This window comes from Rhodococcus sp. H36-A4, from assembly GCF_027158005.1.
Taxonomy (GTDB): Bacteria; Actinomycetota; Actinomycetes; order Mycobacteriales; family Mycobacteriaceae; genus Rhodococcoides.
Genome location: NZ_JAPVLQ010000001.1, coordinates 222415 through 238390, shown reverse-complemented (window position 1 = coordinate 238390; position 15976 = coordinate 222415). Strand labels below are relative to the sequence as shown.

General features: G+C 62.9%; 16 protein-coding genes and 1 pseudogene. 12 read left to right on the top strand and 5 right to left on the bottom strand.

Going from position 1 to position 15976, the window contains the following annotated elements; genetic code table 11:
• Positions 1–28 precede the first annotated feature (28 nt).
• The 8 genes from sucC to O1W68_RS01065 all read left to right on the top strand — a co-directional run bounded on the left by sucC (position 29) and on the right by O1W68_RS01065 (position 10769).
• Positions 29–1192, top strand: coding sequence for an ADP-forming succinate--CoA ligase subunit beta (sucC, locus tag O1W68_RS01100; RefSeq protein ID WP_088941817.1), 1164 nt, complete (start codon positions 29–31; stop codon positions 1190–1192).
• 8 nt (positions 1193–1200) lie between these two features.
• Complete coding sequence (sucD, locus tag O1W68_RS01095) at positions 1201–2112, top strand: succinate--CoA ligase subunit alpha (RefSeq protein ID WP_084347777.1); 912 nt, start codon at positions 1201–1203, stop codon at positions 2110–2112.
• Positions 2113–2394: 282 nt separating this feature from the next.
• Positions 2395–3519 (top strand): DUF5336 domain-containing protein, encoded by a 1125-nt coding sequence (locus O1W68_RS01090; protein WP_269301057.1) that lies wholly within the window; start codon positions 2395–2397, stop codon positions 3517–3519.
• Between the two features lie 57 nt (positions 3520–3576).
• Positions 3577–5118: a cell division protein PerM gene (locus O1W68_RS01085; RefSeq protein WP_269301056.1), complete on the top strand. Its 1542-nt coding sequence runs from the start codon at positions 3577–3579 to the stop codon at positions 5116–5118.
• Positions 5119–5155: 37 nt separating this feature from the next.
• Entirely contained in the window at positions 5156–5797 is a 642-nt protein-coding gene (gene purN / locus O1W68_RS01080; protein WP_269301748.1) for a phosphoribosylglycinamide formyltransferase, read from the top strand.
• Positions 5794–7347, top strand: a complete 1554-nt coding sequence (purH, locus tag O1W68_RS01075) for a bifunctional phosphoribosylaminoimidazolecarboxamide formyltransferase/IMP cyclohydrolase (protein ID WP_269301055.1) — start codon at positions 5794–5796, stop codon at positions 7345–7347. Before purN ends, purH begins: the two co-directional genes overlap by 4 nt.
• Before the next feature lie 108 nt (positions 7348–7455).
• Positions 7456–8820, top strand: coding sequence for a sigma 54-interacting transcriptional regulator (locus tag O1W68_RS01070; protein ID WP_442972273.1), 1365 nt, complete (start codon positions 7456–7458; stop codon positions 8818–8820).
• Positions 8820–10769 carry a vWA domain-containing protein gene (locus tag O1W68_RS01065; RefSeq protein WP_269301053.1) on the top strand — a complete coding sequence of 650 codons (1950 nt, stop codon included), beginning with the start codon at positions 8820–8822 and terminating at the stop codon, positions 10767–10769. Before O1W68_RS01070 ends, O1W68_RS01065 begins: the two co-directional genes overlap by 1 nt.
• A 24-nt stretch (positions 10770–10793) precedes the next feature.
• Here O1W68_RS01065 and O1W68_RS01060 read toward each other — a convergent pair whose 3' ends face one another.
• The 5 genes and pseudogenes from O1W68_RS01060 to rpmB all read right to left on the bottom strand — a co-directional run bounded on the left by O1W68_RS01060 (position 10794) and on the right by rpmB (position 13083).
• Entirely contained in the window at positions 10794–11261 is a 468-nt protein-coding gene (locus O1W68_RS01060) for a hypothetical protein (protein WP_269301052.1), read from the bottom strand.
• 57 nt (positions 11262–11318) lie between these two features.
• Positions 11319–12242 carry an AEC family transporter gene (locus O1W68_RS01055; RefSeq protein ID WP_269301051.1) on the bottom strand — a complete coding sequence of 308 codons (924 nt, stop codon included), beginning with the start codon at positions 12240–12242 and terminating at the stop codon, positions 11319–11321.
• Between the two features lie 111 nt (positions 12243–12353).
• Positions 12354–12608 (bottom strand): 30S ribosomal protein S18, encoded by a 255-nt coding sequence (rpsR, locus tag O1W68_RS01050; RefSeq protein ID WP_084347795.1) that lies wholly within the window; start codon positions 12606–12608, stop codon positions 12354–12356.
• Positions 12609–12622: 14 nt separating this feature from the next.
• Positions 12623–12802, bottom strand: a pseudogene (locus O1W68_RS01045) (30S ribosomal protein S14); the annotation flags it as partial.
• A gap of 44 nt (positions 12803–12846) precedes the next feature.
• Positions 12847–13083 carry a 50S ribosomal protein L28 gene (gene rpmB / locus O1W68_RS01040; protein WP_269301050.1) on the bottom strand — a complete coding sequence of 79 codons (237 nt, stop codon included), beginning with the start codon at positions 13081–13083 and terminating at the stop codon, positions 12847–12849.
• Between the two features lie 106 nt (positions 13084–13189).
• On the opposite strand from rpmB, the gene mrf reads away from it, so the two are divergent.
• From mrf to O1W68_RS01020, 4 genes are read left to right on the top strand one after another with little or no spacing between them, the layout of a single operon-like run.
• The gene (mrf, locus tag O1W68_RS01035) at positions 13190–14452 is read left to right on the top strand and encodes a ribosome hibernation factor-recruiting GTPase MRF (protein ID WP_442972257.1); all 1263 of its coding nucleotides are present in this window, start codon (positions 13190–13192) and stop codon (positions 14450–14452) included.
• Positions 14449–14709, top strand: coding sequence for a type B 50S ribosomal protein L31 (locus O1W68_RS01030; protein WP_136169768.1), 261 nt, complete (start codon positions 14449–14451; stop codon positions 14707–14709). Before mrf ends, O1W68_RS01030 begins: the two co-directional genes overlap by 4 nt.
• 3 nt (positions 14710–14712) lie before the next feature.
• Positions 14713–14880, top strand: a complete 168-nt coding sequence (rpmF, locus tag O1W68_RS01025) for a 50S ribosomal protein L32 (RefSeq protein ID WP_269301048.1) — start codon at positions 14713–14715, stop codon at positions 14878–14880.
• A gap of 19 nt (positions 14881–14899) precedes the next feature.
• Positions 14900–15964 carry a VIT1/CCC1 transporter family protein gene (locus O1W68_RS01020; RefSeq protein ID WP_269301047.1) on the top strand — a complete coding sequence of 355 codons (1065 nt, stop codon included), beginning with the start codon at positions 14900–14902 and terminating at the stop codon, positions 15962–15964.
• Positions 15965–15976: the final 12 nt, after the last annotated feature.

Below are 15976 nucleotides of genomic sequence, written 5' to 3'. Positions count from 1 at the left end.
GCGTCAACGTAGACGAGACGGTGAGCTGATGGATCTCTTCGAATACCAGGCGAAGGAATTGTTCGCCAAGCATGGCGTACCAACCTCCGCAGGTCGTGTCACGGACACGGTCGCCGGAGCAACAGAAATTGCCAAGGAAATCGGCAAGCCAGTAATGGTCAAGGCGCAGGTCAAGGTCGGCGGACGTGGCAAGGCCGGCGGCGTCAAGTACTCCAAGGACGTCGCAGCAGCCACTGAGAACGCAGAAGCGATTCTCGGTCTCGACATCAAGGGCCATGTCGTCAAGAAGCTTCTTGTTGCAGAAGCATCCGACATCGCCGAGGAGTACTACATCTCCTTCCTGCTCGACCGCACCAACCGCACCTACCTCGCGATGTGTTCGGTCGAGGGTGGCGTGGAGATCGAGGTGACGGCGGTAGAGAACCCCGACGCACTCGCCAAGATTGCAGTCGATGCCGTCAAGGGCGTCGACCTCGCTTTTGCTCGTGAAATCGCCGAAAAGGGAAAGCTTCCCGCCGAGGTGCTCGATTCCGCGGCGGTGACCATCCAGAAGCTGTGGGAGGTCTTCATCAACGAAGATGCTCTCCTGGTCGAGGTCAACCCGCTGGTTCGCACCCCGGACGATGAGATCCTCGCCCTCGACGGCAAGGTCACACTCGACGAGAACGCAAGCTTCCGTCAGCCCGGCCATGCGGACTTCGAGGACAAGGACGCTGCCGATCCCCTCGAGGCGAAGGCCAAGGAAAACGACCTCAACTACGTCAAGCTCGACGGACAGGTCGGCATCATCGGTAACGGTGCCGGACTGGTCATGTCGACCCTCGACGTCGTTGCATACGCAGGCGAAGCCCACGGTGGCGTCAAGCCCGCCAACTTCCTCGACATCGGTGGCGGCGCCTCGGCCGAGGTCATGGCTGCAGGCCTCGACGTCATCCTCGGTGACGAGCAGGTCAAGAGCGTGTTCGTCAACGTCTTCGGTGGGATCACCTCCTGCGACGCGGTTGCCAACGGCATCGTCGGCGCGCTGAAGAAGCTCGGTGACGAGGCCAACAAGCCGCTGGTGGTTCGTCTCGACGGCAACAAGGTCGAAGAAGGACGCAAGATTCTCGCCGACGCCGCGCACCCGCTGGTGACGCTCGCCGAGACCATGGACGAGGGCGCCGACAAGGCCGCCGAGCTGGCTGCGAAGTAGAGGAAACCATGTCAATCTTTCTGAACAAGGACAACAAGGTCATCGTCCAGGGCATCACCGGCGGCGAGGGCACCAAGCACACCGCTCTGATGCTCAAGGCCGGCACCCAGGTCGTCGGCGGCGTCAATGCACGTAAGGCCGGAACCACGGTCAAGCACGTCGACAAAGACGGCAACGACATCGAACTTCCCGTCTTCGGCACGGTCGCCGAGGCAATCGAGAAGACCGGCGCGGACGTCTCCATCGCTTTCGTGCCGCCGGCATTCGCCAAGGACGCCATCGTCGAAGCGATCGACGCGGAGATCCCGCTGCTCGTCGTCATCACCGAGGGAATCCCCGTGCAGGACTCCGCGTACGCGTGGGCCTACAACGTGGAGAAGGGCAAGAAGACCCGCATCATCGGACCGAACTGCCCCGGCATCATCACCCCCGGTGAAGCTCTCGTCGGCATCACGCCCGCCAACATCTCCGGCACCGGGCCCATCGGCCTCGTCTCGAAGTCCGGCACGCTGACTTACCAGATGATGTTCGAACTCCGTGACTTCGGCTTCTCGACGGCCATCGGCATCGGCGGAGACCCGGTCATCGGTACCACGCACATCGACGCCATCGAGGCGTTCGAGAATGATCCCGAGACCAAGATCATCGTCATGATCGGCGAAATCGGTGGCGACGCCGAAGAGCGCGCTGCCGATTACATCAAGGCCAACGTGACCAAGCCCGTCGTCGGCTACGTCGCAGGCTTCACCGCCCCCGAAGGCAAGACCATGGGCCACGCAGGCGCCATCGTCTCCGGCTCCTCGGGTACGGCTCAGGGCAAGAAGGACGCTCTCGAGGCTGCGGGCGTCAAGGTCGGCAAGACGCCGTCCGAGACCGCCGCACTTGCTCGCGAGATCCTGGAATCGCTCTCGGTCAAGTAGCTTTCACCTTCGAAAGGCCCGTCACCGGTGGTGGCGGGTCTTTTGGCTTCTGCCCGCCCGCGCTCGCTCGCCACCGCCCGCCTGCTTCAATGGCCCGCTCTAGTTATCTGATCGTATGAATGGCACATCGAAGCGATCGATTTGCTGGTGCCGCACGGTCTTTGGCCCACTCAGGTGCTGTGTCACCTGCGCCGGTCGATGCGGGCCGGGGTGTCGCGCCGGGTCCGTAGACTAGCGTGGTCCGTGGACCCGAATTCGACGTAGAAACATGAGGTGAGTGTCATGACCTATCCGCCCGAGGGCCCAAACTCAGGTTCGCCCGGTTACGGAACCGGCGGATACGGTAGCCACGGCCCGTCCTACGGCGCGACCCCGCAGGGTCCGTCTCCGCAGGGTCCGTCGCCGCAGGGGCCTTCTTCGCAGGGTCCGTCTCAGCAGGCGCCAGGGCAGCAGTCGTACTCGCAACCAGGTCAGTACTCGCCGTCGCCCACTTCGGATACGCCGTCGCCGCTTCCGCGGATTCTGACGCTGGTGGTCGCCGCGCTCGGCGGGATCGGTTTTCTGGTCGGACTGGCCGGCCAGTACTCGGCTTTCGACGTGTCCAGTAACTTCTTTCAGTTCGGTAACGGTGACCCCACTTCGATCGCGCTGCTGTTGGCCTCGGGGCTCGTGGCGGCGGTCGGATTGTTACCCAAGCAGTCGAGCACCATCGGAATCGCGGCAGCGTTGGCGATTTCAGGGTGGCTGACGCTGGTATTTCAGTCCTTCAATATCGACTCGGGCGGAGGAATGGGCAGCTCGATCGGTCTGGGAACCGGTGCCATCATCGTCTTGGTACTCGGGTTCTTTCAGTCACTTGCTGCGATCGCCGCGCTTCTGTTCGGTGCGGGTGTATTGAAAGTTCCTGCGCCAAAGGCTGTTTCGTACGGCCAGCAAAATCAGTTCCAGGGTTATTCGCCAACTCAGGGTTATCGCCAGCAGGGCCAGCAGCCACCGAACTACGGTTACGGTCAGCCACAGCAGAGCTATGGAGGCCAGGGCCAGGGTGGATACGTTCCACCGACCTACTCGGGACAGCCTGTACCCAATCAGCCTGCGCGCGGTCAAAATCCGTCCGGCAGCGTCGGTTACCCGGTCGACCCTCAGCAGCAAGGTGCAAGCGGACCGACGGGCTCTGCCGATCAGGCTTCGCCGTACAGCCAGTATCAGTACGGCCAGCCTCCGGTGGGTTCTGCTGGATCGGGGGCGCCTCAACATGCAGTCCCGCCCGAGACACAGGCAGTGCCGACGGATCAGCAGTCAGGAGGGCCGTCCACACACACGGAGGGTGGCTCGACCGGTGGGCCTTCCTACAGTGAACCCACCCAGGCGTTCGGCACCACTCCCGCCAACGACGACGAGAAGTAGGGCATCTCCGGCGCGCCTGATCCATCGCCTCGCCCGATAGTGAAACCCTCATCCCTGATGAGCGCTCTACTGAATCACGAGAGACGGCGTACGCGGCACCCGGCACAGCAGCGTCCACCGCTGCTGACCCCTGCCCAGTCCAGAATGTTGGTCCGGGTCGGCTTCCGGGTTCCCGGCCTCTTGATAGCAATCCTTGCTTCGCTCGTTCTGGTCACGCTCGTCTCCGCCAACAGTGAGCTCACCGGGACGCTCGGCGCGATTGCCGGTATGTGGTTCGCCGTTCATCAGGTGCCGTTGAGTATTTCCGGAACGGCTCTCGGAGTGTTGCCGTTGCTTCCGACGATTGTGCTCATCGTCGTGGTCGCACGCGGCGTTCACCGGGTTTCCATGGAGTTCTCGACGCGTCGAGAACTGGGATCGATCTTCGCTGCCGCCGTACTCGGGCCACTGCTCGTCACCGCGGTCGCGTTGGCTGTCGCCACCGATGCCTCGGCCGCGATCGGTCTGTCGAGCCCGAATGCGTTTCACGCGTTCGCTTGGGTCGCCGGAGTTCATGCCACCGCTGCCGCTATCGGTGTGGTGATGGGAAGCTGGGATTCGCTCGGGCTGGCCCCGAGGTTCCCCGCCTGGGTGGGGGAGGTCGTGCGACCGACGACGCGCGCCGCGATGGTTCTGATTGCGGGTGGTGCAGCTATATCTCTCGCGGCGATGGTCGCGTCGTGGTCGACGATGGAGATGCTGCTCGACGCCGGGAACGGATTCGTCGGCGTCCTCGGGCTCACCGTCCTCTCGATCCTCTATCTACCCAATGTGGTGCTCGGAACGTCTGCGGTGTCGGTCGGATCCGCAGCGCATGTCGGCGAAGCCTCGGTCAGTCTTTTCCACACTGGGGCCGGTCCACTTCCGCCGCTCCCGGTTCTTGCGGTTCTGCCGGAAGGCTCAGCGCAGACGACATGGTTCTTGATGCTCGTGGTCCCGATCACGGCTGCTGTCATGCTCGGTCGCGATTGCGCACGTCGAACCGTCGACGTGCATTACGCAATGTCCTCGGTCTGGCTCGGTGCCGCGGCACTTGGGTTTCTCGCGGCAGTGGGCGGCTTCGCGGCAGGCGGAAATCTGGGGACGTTCGGCACCGTGGAAATCACGGTGTGGTCGTTCGGTTTGTTGACATTCGCGTGGTTGGCGGTGGTCGGATCACTGGCTGCCGCACTCACCGCGTGGCGTGGGGGATCGAAGCACGATGAATCGGTTTCCGAAAAAACCGTGCGCGAAAGCGACCAGCCTGTCCTGACGACTCGTGCCCAGCCCGCAGAGACCCAGCCCGCAGAGACCCAGCCCGCAGAGACCCAGCAGTCTGTCGATGTCGAACCCGTCGTCCTCGAGGAACGTGCTTTGGACGCCGAGATTATCGAAGTGCCCGAGGCCATCGACGTGCCCACGATTGCGCCAGAACCCGATGCGGCTGCGTCGGCGGCCGATGACGTCGTCGAGGCAGAGGTTGTGGACTTGGCTGCACAACAGACGTCGGACGTCGAAGAACCGGTCGAGGTGAAGTCCACAGAGGACCTGCCCGTCAAGCCCGCAGAGCGCAGCGACTAGTCTTTGTGCTGGCCCGGATCGACGGGCAACCACGACGATTCTCAGGAGAACTGCGCTGACTGCCTCGCGTGAGCACCGAGCACGAGTCGTTGTCCTCGCTTCGGGCACCGGCTCGTTGTTGCAGTCGCTGATCGCAGCTGCTGCGGTGGACACTTATCCAGCGCGCATCGCGGCAGTCGGTGTCGATCGCGAGTGCGACGCCGTCGAGCATGCACGTGCGGCTGACATCGACCACTTCCGTATCGGACTTCGTGATTACGCGGACCGCGCGCAGTGGGATGTAGCACTCACCGAATCCGTCGCGAAGCATCAGCCGGATCTCGTCGTCACCGCCGGGTTCATGAAGATCCTGGGCCCGAGCTTCATCGATGCTTTCGCCGGGCGCATCATCAACACGCACCCGGCACTGCTGCCGTCGTTTCCCGGTGCACATGCTGTTCGGGACGCGATCGAATACGGCGTCAAGCTGACGGGGTCGACAGTGCACCTCGTCGACTCGGGTGTCGACACCGGACCGATCCTGGCTCAAGAGGCCGTGGCGGTGCACGAAGGCGACAGTGAATCGTCGCTGCACGAGCGAATCAAAACTGTGGAACGACGGCTGCTGGTCGATGTGGTCGCGGCCGTGGCCACCCGAGGTGTTGTCTCCGATGGACGAAAGGCTCAGATTAGGCGATGAGTGAACGTAAAGCAGTGCGGCGTGCGTTGGTCAGTGTTTACGACAAGACCGGACTGATCGAACTCGCGACCGGTTTGCACAACGCAGGTGTCGCCCTCGTGTCCACCGGTTCCACGGCGTCGAAGATCGCCGACGCGGGGATTCCGGTCACCAAGGTCGAGGATCTCACCGGCTTCCCCGAGACGCTCGACGGCCGGGTCAAGACCCTGCATCCACGCGTTCATGCAGGAGTGCTCGCGGACACTCGACGGCCCGAGCATCTCGCGCAGCTCGAAGAGCTCGGTATCGAAGCGTTCGAGCTCGTGGTCGTCAATCTTTACCCGTTCACTCAGACCGTTCGTAGTGGCGCGTCCGAAGACGAATGTGTCGAGCAGATCGATATCGGTGGACCGTCGATGGTTCGCGCTGCGGCGAAGAATCATCCGTCGGTGGCCGTGGTTGTGGATCCTGCTCGGTACGAAGGTGTTCTCGCTGCCGTGTCCGGTGGCGGATTCACGCTCGCCGAACGTACTGCCCTTGCGGCGCAGGCGTTTGCACACACTGCGTCGTACGACGTCGCAGTCGCATCGTGGATGAGCAGTGTCCTCGTGAGTGATCCCGAGTCGACATTTCCCGAGTGGATCGGGGGCACGTGGCACCGGTCTGCAGTGCTTCGATACGGCGAGAATCCGCATCAGGCTGCTGCGCTGTACATCGACCCAGCGGGTGACGGCATTGCGCAGGCGAAGCAGTTGCACGGTAAGGAGATGTCGTACAACAATTTCACCGACGCCGACGCCGCGTGGCGGGCTGCGTTCGACCACTCTGCGCCGACTGTCGCGATCGTCAAGCATGCCAATCCCTGCGGTATCGCGTTGGGCGAGAGCATCGCCGAGGCCCATCGCAAAGCGCACGCGTGTGATCCGGTCAGTGCATACGGCGGCGTCATCGCAGCCAACCGCGAGGTGACCGTCGAGATGGCGGAGCAGGTAGCGGAGATCTTCACCGAGGTCATCGTCGCGCCGTCGTACGCGGATGGTGCATTGGGAGTTCTGCAGCGCAAGAAGAACATTCGTGTGCTTCTTGCTACGCCGCCGGCACCGCAGGGTATCGAGCTGAAGCCTATTTCCGGCGGCACGCTCCTGCAGCAGCGCGACGCGATCGACGCCGATGGTGACAACCCGGCCAACTGGACTCTCGCAGCCGGTGAGCCGGCCGACGAACAGACGCTGAAGGACCTCGAATTCGCTTGGCGTGCATGTAGAGCGGTCAAGTCCAACGCGATACTTCTCGCCCACGATGGCGCCTCGGTGGGCGTCGGAATGGGTCAGGTCAATCGCGTCGATGCGGCTCATCTGGCGGTCCAGCGGGCAGGCGAACGCGTCGAAGGTTCGGTTGCATCCTCGGATGCTTTCTTCCCTTTCCCCGATGGGTTGCAGGTGTTGCTGAGCGCAGGGGTGCGGGCTGTTGTACAGCCCGGCGGATCGGTACGTGACAACGAGGTCATCGCTGCCGCTCAGGATGCCGGCGTCACGTTGTATCTGACGGGTGCACGGCACTTCGCGCATTAGAGTTCGCAGTTGTGCATCCCCGCTCGTCGGGACGCCCGAATCCGGGTAGGGGGTGCACAAATGTGCGAACGCTCGTAACGTGGTGAAGTGACCTCTACCAAACCTGGCATGACCACCGTCGGCGAACTGCGCTCATCCGGACACGTACAGCGTTCGGTCAAGGAAGAACTCCGGGACAATCTGCTCGACGCCCTTCGTGAAGGGACGTCCGCATGGCCGGGAATCGTCGGCTTCGACAGGACGGTTCTGCCACAACTCGAGCGCGCCATCATTGCCGGCCATGACGTCGTTCTTCTCGGGGAGCGAGGCCAAGGCAAGACGCGTCTGTTGCGTACTCTGCACTTGTTGCTCGACGAGTGGTCGCCAGTCATCGAGGGTTCCGAGCTGGGCGAGCATCCGTACGAGCCGATCACTCCGGCGAGTATCAGGAAAGCCGCCGAGTTCGGCGAGGCACTGGGCATCGGTTGGCGCCATCGCAGCGAGCGGTATGCAGAGAAGTTGGCGACACCCGATACTTCTGTTGCAGACCTCGTCGGCGACGTAGACCCGGTCAAGGTCGCCGAAGGCCGCAGCCTCGGTGATCCGGAGACCATTCACTTCGGGCTGGTTCCACGAAGTCACCGCGGAATTGTCGCGATTAACGAACTCCCCGATCTCGCCGAGCGCATCCAGGTCTCACTGCTCAACGTCATGGAAGAGCGCGACATCCAGGTCCGCGGGTACACCCTCCGGCTGCCCCTCGACGTCTTGCTCGTCGCGAGTGCGAACCCTGAGGACTACACCAATCGTGGACGCATCATCACGCCGCTGAAGGACCGTTTCGGCGCGGAGATCCGCACGCACTACCCAATCGTGCTGGGCGACGAGGTCTCGGTCATCGAGCAGGAGGCCGAGCTGACAGCGACGGTCCCGTCGTATCTGCTCGAGGTTCTGGCGCGCTTCACCCGACTTCTGCGTGAATCGCCGTCGATCGATCAGCGTTCGGGTGTGTCAGCGCGCTTCGCGATCGCGGCGGCCGAGACCATCTCGGCTGCGGCCGTTCATCGCGCTGCCGTGCTCGGCGAGGCCGATGCAGTAGCGCGTCCGGTGGATCTGGGCACGATCATCGAGGTTCTGCGCGGCAAGGTCGAGTTCGAATCGGGGGAAGAGGGCCGCGAGGTCGAGGTGCTCGAGCACCTGCTGCGTCGTGCAACGGCCGATACCGTCCGTGAGCGACTCGGCGGAATCAATCTGGCCCCGTTGGTGACAGCGATCGAGCAGGGCGAGCCAGTGGTGACAGGTGACCGGATCACCGCCAAAGCGCTGCTCGGAGAGCTTCCCGATCTCGAGGTGCTCGACGAAGTTTCGGATCGGCTCGATGCTTCTTCCGATGGCGAGCGGGCCGCGGCAACCGAACTTGCACTCGAAGGGCTGTATCTGGCCCGCCGGATCGCCAAGGATCCAGACGAAGACGGTCAGACGGTGTACAGCTGATGTCGGCCAGCAGATACGGTCGATATCACGGAGGACCCGATCCGCTGGCTCCTCCGGTCGATCTGAGGGAAGCACTCGAATCGATCGGTAACGATGTCCTGGAAGGGGCGTCTCCGCGCAGGGCTCTGCAAGAGATGCTGCGACGCGGTACGCAGAACATGCGTGGTCTCGACGATCTCGCGGCGCAGGCCAACCGTCGTCGTCGAGACATGTTGCGTAAGAACAACTTGGACGGCACCCTTCAGGAGGTTCGCGCGCTCCTCGACAAGGCCGTGCTCGAAGAACGCAAGACGCTCGCTCGCGCACTGGACGACGATGCGCGCTTCAAGGAGATGCAGATCGGCGATCTCTCACCGTCCACCGCGCAGGCAGTGCAGGAACTGGCGGACTACGACTGGCGCTCGCCGGAGTCGCGGGAGAACTACGAGAAGATCAAAGATCTGCTCGGTCGCGAGATGCTCGATCAACGCTTCGCCGGCATGAAGAAAGCGCTCGAAGGTGCGACCGATGAGGACCGGCAGGCGATCAGCGAGATGCTGAAAGACCTGAACGAGTTGCTCGACGCGCACAACAAGGGCGAGGACACGGACGCGCAGTTCGACGAGTTCATGAACAAGCATGGGCAGCACTTCCCGGAGAACCCGCAGAATGTGGAAGAGCTCCTCGACTCGCTTGCGCAGCGGGCAGCGGCAGCTCAGCGCCTCAGGAACTCCCTCAGTCCGGAACAGCGGGCGGAGCTGGATGCGCTGGCGCAACAGGCTTTCGGTGATTCGAATCTCCTGAGCCAGCTCGACCAACTCGATGAGAACTTGCAGCAGGCAAGGCCAGGTGAAGATTGGGACGGATCGCAGAACTTCCGCGGTGATAACGGTATGGGCCTCGGCGATGGCACGGGTGCGCTACAGGACATCGCGGAGCTCGAGAATCTGGGAAACCAACTCTCGCAACAGTACAACGGTGCTGCGCTGGACGATATCGATGCGGAATCGCTTTTGAAGCAGCTCGGCCCGGAAGCGGCAGCGGATGCGCGAATGCTGACGGAACTCGAAAAAGCTTTGCAGCAGCAAGGTTTCATGGACAAGGGGGCCGACGGTCAATGGCGGCTGTCTCCGAAGGCGATGCGTCAGCTCGGACAGTCGGCTCTCCGCGATGTCGCAGGCAAGATTTCCCGACGCGGTGGCGAGCGAGACACCCGCAAGGCAGGCGCGATGGGGGAGCCGACCGGGGCGTCGAGGGCATGGGAGTTCGGTGATACCGAGCCGTGGGACGTCACGCGTACGGTCAACAACGCGGTGTTGCGCACGGCGGCCCAAGGATCGAGTTTTCCGGTGTCCTTGCGGGTTACGGACGTCGAGATCAGTGAGACCGAAACTCGAACGCAGGCGGCCGTCGCGCTGCTCGTCGATACGTCTTTCTCGATGGTGATGGACGGCCGGTGGGTGCCGATGAAGCGCACGGCGTTGGCGCTCGAGCATCTGGTGAGCACACGGTTTCGGGGCGACGATCTGCAGTTGATCGGGTTCGGGCGTCACGCGCAGAAGTTGACGGCGTCGGAGTTGGCGGGCCTGGACGGTGCCTACGATCAGGGCACGAACCTGCACCACGCCTTGCTGTTGGCGGGTCGGCATCTGCGACGACACCCCAACGCTCAGCCGGTGGTGCTGATCGTGACGGATGGCGAGCCGACGGCGCATCTGGAGCCGGACGGGAATGCGTATTTCGACTATCCGCCGAGTCCGCGCACTCTGGGTCTCACGGTCCGTGAGCTGGACAATATTGCGAAACTCGGTGCGCAGGTGACCATTTTCCGTCTTGGTGACGATCCGGGGCTTGCACGTGTCGTCGATCGGATGGCCGAACGGGTCGGTGGGCGGGTCATTGCGCCCGATTTGGATGGTCTCGGAGCAGCGGTGGTCAGCGACTATCTGAAGCGGCGTCGGAAATCCTGAGTCTTTGGTGGGCTTTCTCGACTGTCATGCCGCGTTGACGACGGTGCGATCTCCGAGCGGGCTGTGCAATGTCATCTGCATCGTGCCGTATACGGCCACCATGATGCAGGCTTTGTCTGCCGCTTCCTGACGTGTGCCTGTCCGGAGTGCGATCACCACTTCGGTATCGGTTTCGGTGACCTTCGCGTCCGCGCCGTAGCACTCAGGCGTCCCGGTGACGAAGTGGATGGCGATGGTGTTGGGAGAAATCTGACTCCACGATTCGAACGGTGTCGGCGCTGCGCGAATCAGTTCGGGTGTCGATTCGAACATCGTCCCGACCTCTCCGACAGGGACCTCGACGGGAACAGGTGGGGAACTAGGGGAGCGCATCGGGTCGGTGGCGGCCGGACTGCTCGTGGTTTCGACGTCGACTCTGCCTGCCGTCGTCGCCTCGCTTGCGCAGCCGACGAGCAGGATGCACATCAGTACTCCCGCAGCCAGAAACCTCATGCTTCCAAGGTAGCGCCGTGAGCTGAGTAGAACCTTTGGGTTGCGCAAGAGTTGTCCTCAGGCCAACAATGCCGTGACGAGTGCGATGGCAGGGATCGAGAGAAGTGTTGTCACGAAGGCTGTGTCCCTGGCCATGACGACGCCGCGGTTGTATCGGCTGGCGAAGACGAACACGTTCTGCGCGGTGGGGAGAGCGGAGATGACGGTGATGGCGAAAAGCTCGTGTCCCTCCGCGCCGAGGAGCCGAGCCAACAGGTAGCCGAGGACGGGTTGCAGAATCATCTTCAAGCCGGTGGCGAGTGCTACGTCTCGCCGCGGACTGACGCCCTTCTGGAGTACCCGGGTCCCGTACAGCGACAGACCGAAGGCCAGCAATGCACCGGGGACGGCGGTTCCCGCGACGAGTTCGAAGGGTTGCATCAGGGCTTCGGGCAGTTCGAGTCCGGTGATGGACAGAGCGAGGCCGAGTCCGCCGGCAAGCACGATCGGATTTCTGAACGGCGCGATGAGGATGTTGCGCAGTGACGCCTTCTTGCCCATCGTCGAGATGTCGAGAATCGTGAGCGCAAGCGGCGAGTAGATCATGATCTGAAAGAGTAGGAGTGGGGCAACGAAAGTTGCGTCGCCGAGCACGTAGACGGCGATCGGGATTCCGAGGTTCGCGGCGTTGACATACGACGAGGCGAGGGCGCCGATCGTCGCTTCCGGGGTAGGTCGTTTCGACACCAGCTTGGCGATGAGAAGATAGATGGATCCGACCACCAGCGCGGAAACCCCGGCGACTGCGAGGGTCGGCGAGAGAATAACCGCGAGATCCGACGTCGCCATCGTGACGAACAGCAGAGCCGGGGTCGCGACGAAGAATACGAGTCGGCTCAGGACGAATTGGCCGTGGTCACCGAGAACCCCGAGTCGCGCCAGCATGTATCCCAGCGCGATGACGACGAAGATGACCGTGAAGCCTTCGAGAACTCCGGACATGAAGGTTTCAGGGTCTCGATTCGGATCGGTAGTAGGGCGCCTCCAACTTTAGTGGCTCACGAGAAAGGCCACGCACCCGAAGGATGCGTGGCCTTTCTGAAAAGACTGTGATCAGCGGCTGGTGAACGGCAGCAATGCCATCTCACGAGCGTTCTTCACTGCGACGGCGACCTGACGCTGCTGCTGCGGCGTGAGGCCGGTGACGCGACGGCTACGAATCTTGCCGCGGTCGGAAATGAACTGACGAAGAAGGTTGATGTCCTTGTAGTCCACCGTGGTGACCTTGGCGGCGTTCAACGGATTCTTCTTGGGTCGACGGCCAACCTCTGCGCGGACCTTCTTCGACGGTGCTCTCTTGACTGCCATCTCTACCTTTTCCCTTACCAGCTCGACTTATGGACGCCATGCAGCTCCTCGCGGCGCGCGGGCTCGCACATGTCGATGCGTGAGAGTCCACACTTCCGCAGGTAACCGCGCGGAGGTCCATCCGCAGCGTCGCGATTGCGCAATCGTACCGGACTCGAAACATGCGGCAAACGTGGCAGTGCCACTCGGGTCTCCGTGCTCCCGGAATCATGCTTGGGGGGCTTGGTGATGATGGCCATCAGATCTTGTGCCCTCGGGTGCGGATCCGGGTGATGACGGCGTCGATGCCGTCGCGGTCGATGGTCTTGATGCCCTTGGTGGACAGGGTCAGCGTGACGCGCCGGCCGAGGCTGGGGGCGTAGTACGTCTTCCGTTGGATATTGGGGTCCCACCTTCTGCTGGTTCGGGCGTGTGAGTGCGAAACCGACTTGCCGAATCCCGGCTTTCGCCCCGTCACTTGGCAATGCGCGGACATACGCGCCCCTCTCTATCGGTAATGAAAATCGTATTCGACAACGGGACACGACGAATGTAGCGTGCCTTAGGACGCAATGACAATCATTGTCGAAGAAAGGGCTTCAGTGAATCTCCCCACGGACCGCCGCATACCGGTGGTACTCGTGTCCGGCTGGACCGGAGCCATGGATGCGGTGGTGACCTCACTTCTCACCGAGGGAACCGTCACCGTGCGCCACGACCTCGACCGCGTACGCGAGGGTGTCGTGCGCAGAACCATCTATACGACGGGAGAGCAGCCGCGCGAGACGATCCTCGAACTCGCGCACGGATGCGTTTCCTGCACTCTGCGCCAAGACCTGCTGCCGTTGCTCCGCACGCTCTCGAACCGCAGTTCCACCCACCGCATCGTTCTCGCCATGGACCCGACTCTCGAACCTGCGATGTTGTGCTGGGCGATCCGTCACGTCGTCGTCGAAGGCATCATCGGTCGGGTCGACGGACCGGCCTCGCGTGACGTCCGCATCGAAGCCGTCATCAATTGTCTCGACGCGGCCACGTGGCTCGACGACGCGACCGGCGACGATTCCCTCGCCGACCGGGGTGCGCCAGCCAGTCACGACGATGAGCGGACGCTTGCCCAGTTGGTCGTCGGGCAGGTCGAGTACGCCGACGCGCTCGTCGTCACGGCAGGCTTCGACGTCGAAAGCTGGGATCGGGGACCGCTCGCCGCAGTCCTGGCGCGGCTCGCGCCAGGCACCCCCGTTGCGTGGATCGATGTCGATTCCATCGTCGACGGTGAAATGCTGCTCAGCGCAGTGCCTTTCGACGCGCGACGCGGTGCGGTGTCCGATGCGCACTCACCGCTGCTGCGAGGGCAGCCGCCACTCACCGAGGACTGTGGCGTTTCGCTCGTCGAGTTCACCGCATCACGTCCGTTCCACCCAGAGCGGCTCCACGAGGCCGTCGACGTACTGCTCGCCGGCGTCGTCAGTGTCCGTGGGCGAGCCTGGGTGGCGACGCAACCGAACGAGGCTCTGTGGGTCGAATCAGCAGGTGGGGGCTTGCACGTCGCAAGCGCGGGGAAGTGGCTGGCGGCGATGAACTCCAGTGAACTGAACCGTGCCGACTTCACAAGGCGGGCGATGGCAGCACTGCGGTGGGATGAGGAGTTCGGCGATCGTGACACCTCGCTCGTGGTGCTGGTCCACACTGCCGATCCGTCGGAGATCGATCGAACACTGCGGTGGGCGCTGGTGTCCGACGAGGAAATGCTGAACCGCGAAAAGTGGATCACGTGGGCGGACCCATTCGGAAACAGTCACGAAGATCCCTGCGACAGAATCCAATCCCCTTATTCGGACGTCAACAGAGAGGCAACAGAATGAAAAAGAGTATCCACCCTGACTACCACCCGGTGGTGTTTCGGGACGCGGGTACGGGAACGCAGTTCCTCACCCGCTCCACCATCACCTCCGCCCGCGATGTCGAGTGGGAGGACGGCGTCGTCTATCCGCTCGTGGTTGTCGACGTCACCAGCGAATCTCACCCGTTCTGGACCGGTGCCACGAGAATCATGGACACCCAGGGGCGCGTCGAGAAGTTCGAAAAGCGTTATGGACGTCGAACCAGGAAAGGTGCCTGAAACATGGCCGTGCCGAAACGAAAGATGTCGCGCTCCAACACTCGCAATCGGCGGGCGCAGTGGAAGGCAGTGGTACCGGACCTTGTGACCGTGCGGGTAGACGGCAATAGTTTTCGGGTGCCACGCAGGTTGGTCAAGGCAGTGTCAATGGGTGTCTACGATCCGAGGTAGACGCCGGTAGGTTGACTCCATGGTCCAACCTGCCCCGTCAGCCAAAGACGTCAAACGGTGGCGACGCTACCTCGCCGATGAGTTGGCAGAGGCCGCTGTCTACCGCGATCTCGCTGAGCGTCGCAGCGGTGAGGAGCGAGAAATCCTTCTCGCCCTGGCCGAAGCCGAGGGTCGGCACGAGCGACATTGGCGCACACTGCTGGGCGATCGCGTCGGGACGCCTCTGAGGGGCGATCTCCGGACGAGACTGCTGGGAGTGCTGGCGCGGCGGTTCGGTTCGGTGTTCGTGCTGGCGTTGGCGCAGCGGGCAGAGTCCAGGTCACCGTATGCACTCGATGGCGACGCGACCGAAGCGATGATCGCGGACGAGCAGATCCATGCCGAAGTGGTCAGGGCTCTGGCCGCACGTGGGCGCAACAGGTTGTCGGGGACGTTCCGTGCAGCAGTGTTCGGCGCGAACGACGGGTTGGTGAGCAACCTCGCTTTGGTGCTGGGCATCAGCGGCAGCGGGGTCTCCAACCACATTGTGCTGCTGACGGGACTCGCTGGCCTGCTGGCAGGGGCGTTGTCGATGGGGGCAGGGGAGTACGTCTCGGTGCGCTCGCAGCGGGAACTGCTCGAAGCCTCGTCACCCGACCTGGGAGCGCGCGATGCATTGCACAACCTCGACGTCGACGCCAACGAATTGGCACTGGTCTATCGGGCACGTGGAATGAGCTCGGACGAGGCCGAGTCGAAAGCATCGAAGGTACTGCAGAGGCTGACGGGAGACGACGACATGGGTCCAGCGGCCGACGCCCACGAATCCGTCGGCACGGGTTTTGGGGCTGCAATCGCGAGCTTCTGCTTCTTCGCATCGGGCGCGGTCATCCCAGTGTTGCCGTACCTCGTGGGCATGGAAGGCGTTGCAGCACTTGTGGTTGCGTCGGTACTGGTTGGAATTGCGTTGATCTGTACTGGGCTCATCGTGGGCCTTCTCAGTGGCGGGCCACCCGTCAAGCGAGCGCTGCGTCAATTGGCCATCGGTTACGGAGCTGCCGGCGCGACCTACCTGCTCGGAACTTTGTTCGGCGGGGGCGTCTGATTCGGTCGGAAT